Annotated in this window: 6 protein-coding genes and 1 pseudogene; 2 read left to right on the top strand and 5 right to left on the bottom strand. The window is 64.3% G+C overall.

The genetic code is table 11. The features are described from left to right. Nucleotides 1-91: 91 nt before the first annotated feature. The 4 genes and pseudogenes from GYA94_RS23495 to GYA94_RS23480 form a co-directional block, all read right to left on the bottom strand. Nucleotides 92-184, bottom strand: a pseudogene (locus GYA94_RS23495) (organic hydroperoxide resistance protein); the annotation flags it as partial. Between the two features lie 274 nt (nt 185-458). Continuing rightward, nucleotides 459-887: an organic hydroperoxide resistance protein gene (locus tag GYA94_RS23490; protein ID WP_009685224.1), complete on the bottom strand. Its 429-nt coding sequence runs from the start codon at nt 885-887 to the stop codon at nt 459-461. Nucleotides 888-1,027: 140 nt separating this feature from the next. Next, a complete protein-coding gene (locus GYA94_RS23485; protein WP_009685225.1) occupies nt 1,028-1,483 on the bottom strand; it encodes a MarR family winged helix-turn-helix transcriptional regulator in 456 nt (151 codons plus the stop codon). A 58-nt stretch (nt 1,484-1,541) separates the two neighbouring features. Continuing rightward, entirely contained in the window at nt 1,542-2,495 is a 954-nt protein-coding gene (locus GYA94_RS23480; RefSeq protein ID WP_029885628.1) for a LysR family transcriptional regulator, read from the bottom strand. A 113-nt stretch (nt 2,496-2,608) separates the two neighbouring features. On the opposite strand from GYA94_RS23480, the gene GYA94_RS23475 reads away from it, so the two are divergent. Further along, a complete protein-coding gene (locus GYA94_RS23475; RefSeq protein ID WP_029885627.1) occupies nt 2,609-3,358 on the top strand; it encodes a sulfite exporter TauE/SafE family protein in 750 nt (249 codons plus the stop codon). An 80-nt stretch (nt 3,359-3,438) separates the two neighbouring features. Here the strand turns inward: GYA94_RS23475 and GYA94_RS23470 are convergent, their stop codons facing one another. Next, nucleotides 3,439-4,785, bottom strand: a complete 1,347-nt coding sequence (locus tag GYA94_RS23470) for a class II 3-deoxy-7-phosphoheptulonate synthase (protein ID WP_161893196.1) — start codon at nt 4,783-4,785, stop codon at nt 3,439-3,441. Between the two features lie 115 nt (nt 4,786-4,900). Here GYA94_RS23470 and GYA94_RS23465 point away from each other — a divergent pair. Beyond that, nucleotides 4,901-5,293, top strand: a 393-nt coding sequence (locus GYA94_RS23465; RefSeq protein WP_369008868.1) for a spermidine synthase, incomplete at its 3' end; no start/stop codon positions are given.

The following is a 5,293-nucleotide window of genomic DNA, read 5'->3' as shown; positions in this document are numbered from 1 at the left end:
CGTACGCACGGTGGTGTGAGAGGACGGCGGGTGTGAACCCGCCTCCTACTCGATTGCGCCAAGTGTGCATCACTGCACCTGCAGGGCAGGTTTAGACTGCTACGTGCAGCCGCACATCCACATTACCGCGGGTGGCGTTGAAGTACGAGCACACCTTGTGCGCCTTTTCCACCAGCGCTTCGGCCGTTCCAACGAAGTAATGTTTTTTGTGAAAGGCAAAAAAACCGGCTTCGGCCTAATGCCTGTCAGTTAAGCGTTAGTGGGGCTCCTTTGCAGCCCTTCGCGGGCACGCCCGCTCCCACAGGCGCCGAACTCAAGAGATGCGCTATCCCCTGTGGGAGCGGGCGTGCCCGCGAAGGGTCGCAAAGCGGCCCCAAATTACTTAACTGACAGGCATTAGGCTTCGGCCGGGTTTTTTATGTCTGCCAATTGTGCATCACTGCACCTGCAGGGCAGGTTTAGACGGCTACGTGCAGCCGTACATCCACATTACCGCGGGTGGCGTTGGAGTACGGGCACACCTTGTGCGCCTTTTCCACCAGCGCTTCGGCGTCGGCCTGGGCAAGGCCAGGCAGGTTGATGTGCAGATCGATGTCCAGGCCGAAACCGCCCGGAATCTGGCCAATCCCCACCTTGGCGGTGATCGACGCATCGGCCGGCAAGGCTTTTTTCTCTTGCCCTGCCACGAACTTCAAGGCGCCGATGAAGCACGCCGAGTAGCCGGCGGCAAACATCTGCTCAGGGTTGGTGCCGTCACCGCCAGCCCCACCCAGCTCTTTCGGGGTGCTCAGCTTGACGTCCAGCTTGCCGTCGCTGGAACGGGATTTACCGTCGCGCCCACCGGTGGAGGTAGCTTCTGCGATGTACAGCGGAGTGACCTTTTGCATCTTGAGCCTCGCTAATGCGCTGTGCGCTCCCGTTGGCGGGAGGACGCGGGTTGGTGTGGAATTTAAATTAGCGCGCAATTAGTTAGCGCGCAAGATAAATATTCACCGTTCAGCCGAACGGCCATTGCCCAGCATAGTCGCTAAAGGTTCTTCTGCAGGTTCTCGCGCAGGTCCAGCAACTCGGCCTGCAACTGCTGCAACTGCTCAAGGCTGCGACCGCTGGCCTTGAGGATGCACTGCGGCACTTCCTTTGCCCGCTGCTGCAGGGCGCGGCCTTTGTCGGTGAGTTGCACCAGCACCACCCGTTCGTCCTCGCGGCTGCGGTTGCGCTGTAACAGGCCTTCGCTTTCCAGGCGCTTGAGCAGCGGGGTCAGCGAGCCCGGGTCGGTCAGCAGGTGCTGGCTGATTTCACCCACGGTCAGGCCGTCATGCTCCCACAGCACGAGCATCGCCAGGTATTGCGGGTAGGTCAGGCCCAGGGCCTGCAGCAGCGGTTTGTAGACCTTGGTCATCAGCAACGAGGTGGAATGCAGGGCGAAACAGACCTGGTTGTCCAGCAGCAGCTCGTCACAGGAAGCTTGGGTGTCGGCGTTCATGCACGTCCTTGAAGGTAATCAATGGGAAATCCTGGCACGTTGAGCGTCACTGCACGCATCACTCGCGCAGTCCGCTGCGCAGGGCCAGGTCCCAGGGTGGAATCGGACTGAAGCGGCTCTTGAGAAATTCGAGCAGCAAACGGCTGCGAGAGTTCGTTTCATGTTCCAGGCGTAGCGCGTAAATGCCGCTGCTTTCAGCCTGGGGCAGGCCTGCGTCACAAAACAGTGGCACCAGTTCGCCGCGCAGCAGGTACTCGCTGATCAGCCAGGTGGGCAAATGGGCGATGCCCAGGCCCGCCAGCGCACCGAACAACAGGGTTTCGGCGTTGTTGGCGGCCATGCGCATGCGGGCCGGGCGGTACAGGCGGGTTTGCCCGGCGACCTCGAAACGCCACGCGTACGGGGGTGCCAGGCCGTCCCAGTCCAGGCCGTCATGGCCGGGCAGTTCGCTGGGGCAGCTGGGCATGCCGCGGCTGGCCAGGTAGGTGGGGCTGGCGCAGGCAATGCGCACCATGTAGGCCAGTGGCGTGGCGACCAGGCGGGTATCGGCCAACGGGCCGGCACGCAACACCAGGTCCACTTCGCCCAGGTGGCTGCCCTGCAGGTCGACAAAGCTGTCGATCAGGCGCAGCTGCACGTCCAGGCCCGGGTAGGCCAGCAGGAAGTCGGCAATGGCCGGGGCCAGGTGGCGGCGGCCGAACGCGGCGGGGGCGTCGATGCGGATCAGCCCTTCCGGTGCATTGCTCAGCGACACTGCCTCGGCACGGGCCAGGCGCAGTTCCTCGATGATGCGCTTGGCCCGCTCGGCAAAGGCGTGGCCCGCCGGGGTGGCGCGCACGGCATGGGTGCTGCGGGTAAACAGGCGGCTGCCCACGGCGGCTTCGAGGGCGTCAATGCGCCGCGCCACCGCAGACGGGGTCAGCGGGTAGCGGCGGGCGGCGGCAGAAAAACTGCCGCTTTGCAGCACGTCCAGGAACAGGCTTAGCTGCTCGGTGAGAGTATCGGGGCTCATGGTTGCCTTGCTTTTGCACAATACGCACAGCCATTGTGCGCTGCTGTGCGTTTCCCCGCCAGCGCACACTGGTTAGCATGCCGCTATCAACTTTGCTGGCGAACGAGGCCCTGATGATCGAGTGGTTGCTGTATATCGTGCTGGGCGCTGCCCTGGGCACCATGGGGGGCCTGTTCGGCATAGGCGGTGGGCTGATCGCGATCCCGGCGCTGGGCGTGCTGTTCGGCCTGGACCAGCAACTGGCGCAAGGCACTGCGCTGGTCATGGTGGTGCCGAATGTGTTGCTGGCGTTGTGGCGTTATCACCAGCGCAACCGCATCGAGTTGCGCCACGCCGTGCCGCTGTCGTTGTGCAGTTTCGTGTTTGCCTGGCTGGGTTCGATCTGGGCCGTGGGGCTGGATGCGCATTCCATGCGCTTGGGCTTTGTCGGCTTTTTGGTGGCGCTGGCGGTGTGGAACGTGGCGCGGATGTTCATGAAAGTGGCGCCAGCCAGTGCCGAACTGCGTTATGCCTGGCCTTGGCTGGGGGTGCTGGGCAGCTTTGCCGGTACCATGGGCGGGCTGTTCGGGGTAGGTGGCGCCGTGGTAGCCACACCGATCCTGACCAGTGTGTTCGGCACTACCCAGGTGGTGGCCCAAGGGCTGTCGCTGGCATTGGCGGCGCCGAGCACCCTGGTGACCCTGGTGACCTATGGCGTGCATCACAGTGTTGACTGGGGGGTAGGGTTGCCGTTGGCGGTGGGCGGCCTGCTCAGTATCAGCTGGGGGGTGAAGCTGGCCCATGCGCTGCCAGAGAAGGTGCTACGGGCGATGTTCTGCGTGTTCCTGGTGGTGTGTGCGGTGATGCTCGGGTTCGAGCTTTGAGCGTTTGACCGCGCCGGTGGGGCGAGCGCCGCGCAGGCGGCGCTTCGCGGCACCAGGCCGAGGGGGTATGGCGCCGAGGGTCAGCGCCGTACTTGCTTCAGTGTTTCGGCAATCAGGAACGCCAGCTCCAGCGACTGGTCGGCATTCATCCGTGGGTCGCAGTGGGTGTGGTAGCGGTCTGACAGGGCATCTTCGGTGATCGGCCGTGCGCCACCGATGCACTCGGTCACGTTCTGCCCGGTCATCTCGATATGAATGCCGCCGGCATGACTGCCTTCGGCCTGGTGCACCTGGAAGAACTGCTTCACCTCGTCGAGGATCTGCGCAAAATCCCGGGTCTTGTAGCCACTGCTGGCCTTGATGGTATTGCCGTGCATGGGGTCGGAGCTCCACAGCACCTTGCGCCCCTCGCGCTCTACGCAGCGGATCAGCCCTGGCAGGTGGTCGCCGACCTTGCCCGCGCCCATGCGTACGATCAGGTTCAGGCGCCCTGGGTCGTTGGCCGGGTTGAGGGTGTCGATCAGGCGGAGCAGTTCCTCGGGGTTCATGCTGGGGCCGACCTTGACCCCGATCGGGTTGTGCACCCCACGCAGGAACTCGACATGGGCGCCTTCCAGCTGGCGAGTGCGGTCGCCGATCCACAGCATGTGCGCCGAGCAGTCGTAGTAGTCGCCGGTCAGGCTGTCCTGGCGCACGAAGGCCTCTTCATAGTTCAGCAGCAGCGCTTCGTGGGCGGTGAAGAAGCTGGTTTCACGCAACTGCGGCGCGCTGTCCAGGCCACAGGCACGCATGAACGCCAGGGTTTCGTCGATGCGGTTGGCCAACTGGTGGTACTTGTCGGCCAGCGCCGAGTTGGCGATGAAGTCCAGGTTCCACTTGTGCACCTGGTGCAGGTCGGCAAAACCGCCCTGGGCGAAGGCCCGCAGCAGGTTGAGGCTGGCGGTGGCCTGGTGGTATGCCTGCAGCAGGCGCTCCGGGTCGGGGATGCGGCTCTTGGCGTCGAAGCCGATGCCGTTGACGATGTCGCCCCGGTAAGCGGGCAGGGTGACGGTGCCTATGGTTTCATCGCCCGCCGAGCGTGGCTTGGCGAACTGCCCGGCCATGCGCCCGACCTTGACCACCGGGCAGCCCGCGGCAAACGTCATGACGATGGCCATTTGCAGCAGCACCTTGAAGGTGTCGCGGATTTTTGCCGCTGAAAACTCGGCGAAGCTCTCGGCGCAGTCGCCGCCTTGCAGCAGGAACGCGCGGCCTTCGGTCACTTCGGCAAACTGCCGGCGCAGTTCGCGCGCTTCCCCGGCGAACACCAGCGGCGGGTAGCTGGCCAGGGTTTGCTCGACCTTCAGCAGGTGCGCGGCATCGGGATAGGTCGGTTGCTGCTGGATCGGCAGGGCGCGCCAGCTGTCGGGGCTCCACGGTTGGTTCATGTCAGGCTCGGTCTGGTCGGTTGTCGGCTGGCGGCCATGGTAACAGTTGGCGCTGCGCTTGTTGCATCGGGGGTGTTGGCGGACAATGCGCGTTTTTGTGCGGGCGGGTGCAGGCATGGCGACGGAACGGCAAGAGCGGCTACTGGCGCGGGTGGAAGATGCCTTTGGCGTCATCAGCGTGTACGAAGTGGACGACTACCGCTTTCTGGAATTCGGCGATGCCATCGAGCAAAGCTGCGTGTTCACTGCCGACCCCAGCTGGTTGGAGTACGACTACACCCGCGCCATGCTGGTCGGCGCGTTGTGCCATGAACAGCCGGAAAGCGCGCTGTTCCTGGGCCTTGGCGCGGGCACGCTGACCCAGGCCTGCATGAAGTTCCTGCCGCTGGACGATATCGAAGCCATCGAGCTGCGCCCGGACGTCCCGCGCCTGGCCATGCAGTACCTGGGCCTGGACGACGACCCGCGGCTGTACGTGCGCATTGGCGATGCGCTGGAGCTGCTGCCC

Origin of the sequence: Pseudomonas juntendi (genome assembly GCF_009932375.1) — a bacterium.
Lineage (GTDB): Bacteria > Pseudomonadota > Gammaproteobacteria > Pseudomonadales > Pseudomonadaceae > Aquipseudomonas > Aquipseudomonas juntendi.
This window is presented reverse-complemented; position numbering and strand designations above follow the sequence as displayed.

Excerpts from the sequence above, each read along its gene's own strand:
- GYA94_RS23490 (WP_009685224.1), bottom strand. The coding sequence starts at position 887 with ATGCAAAAGGTCACTCCGCTGTACATCGCAGAAGCTACCTCCACCGGT.
- GYA94_RS23485 (WP_009685225.1), bottom strand. The coding sequence starts at position 1,483 with ATGAACGCCGACACCCAAGCTTCCTGTGACGAGCTGCTGCTGGACAAC.
- GYA94_RS23480 (WP_029885628.1), bottom strand. The coding sequence starts at position 2,495 with ATGAGCCCCGATACTCTCACCGAGCAGCTAAGCCTGTTCCTGGACGTG.
- GYA94_RS23475 (WP_029885627.1), top strand. The coding sequence starts at position 2,609 with ATGATCGAGTGGTTGCTGTATATCGTGCTGGGCGCTGCCCTGGGCACC.
- GYA94_RS23470 (WP_161893196.1), bottom strand. The coding sequence starts at position 4,785 with ATGAACCAACCGTGGAGCCCCGACAGCTGGCGCGCCCTGCCGATCCAG.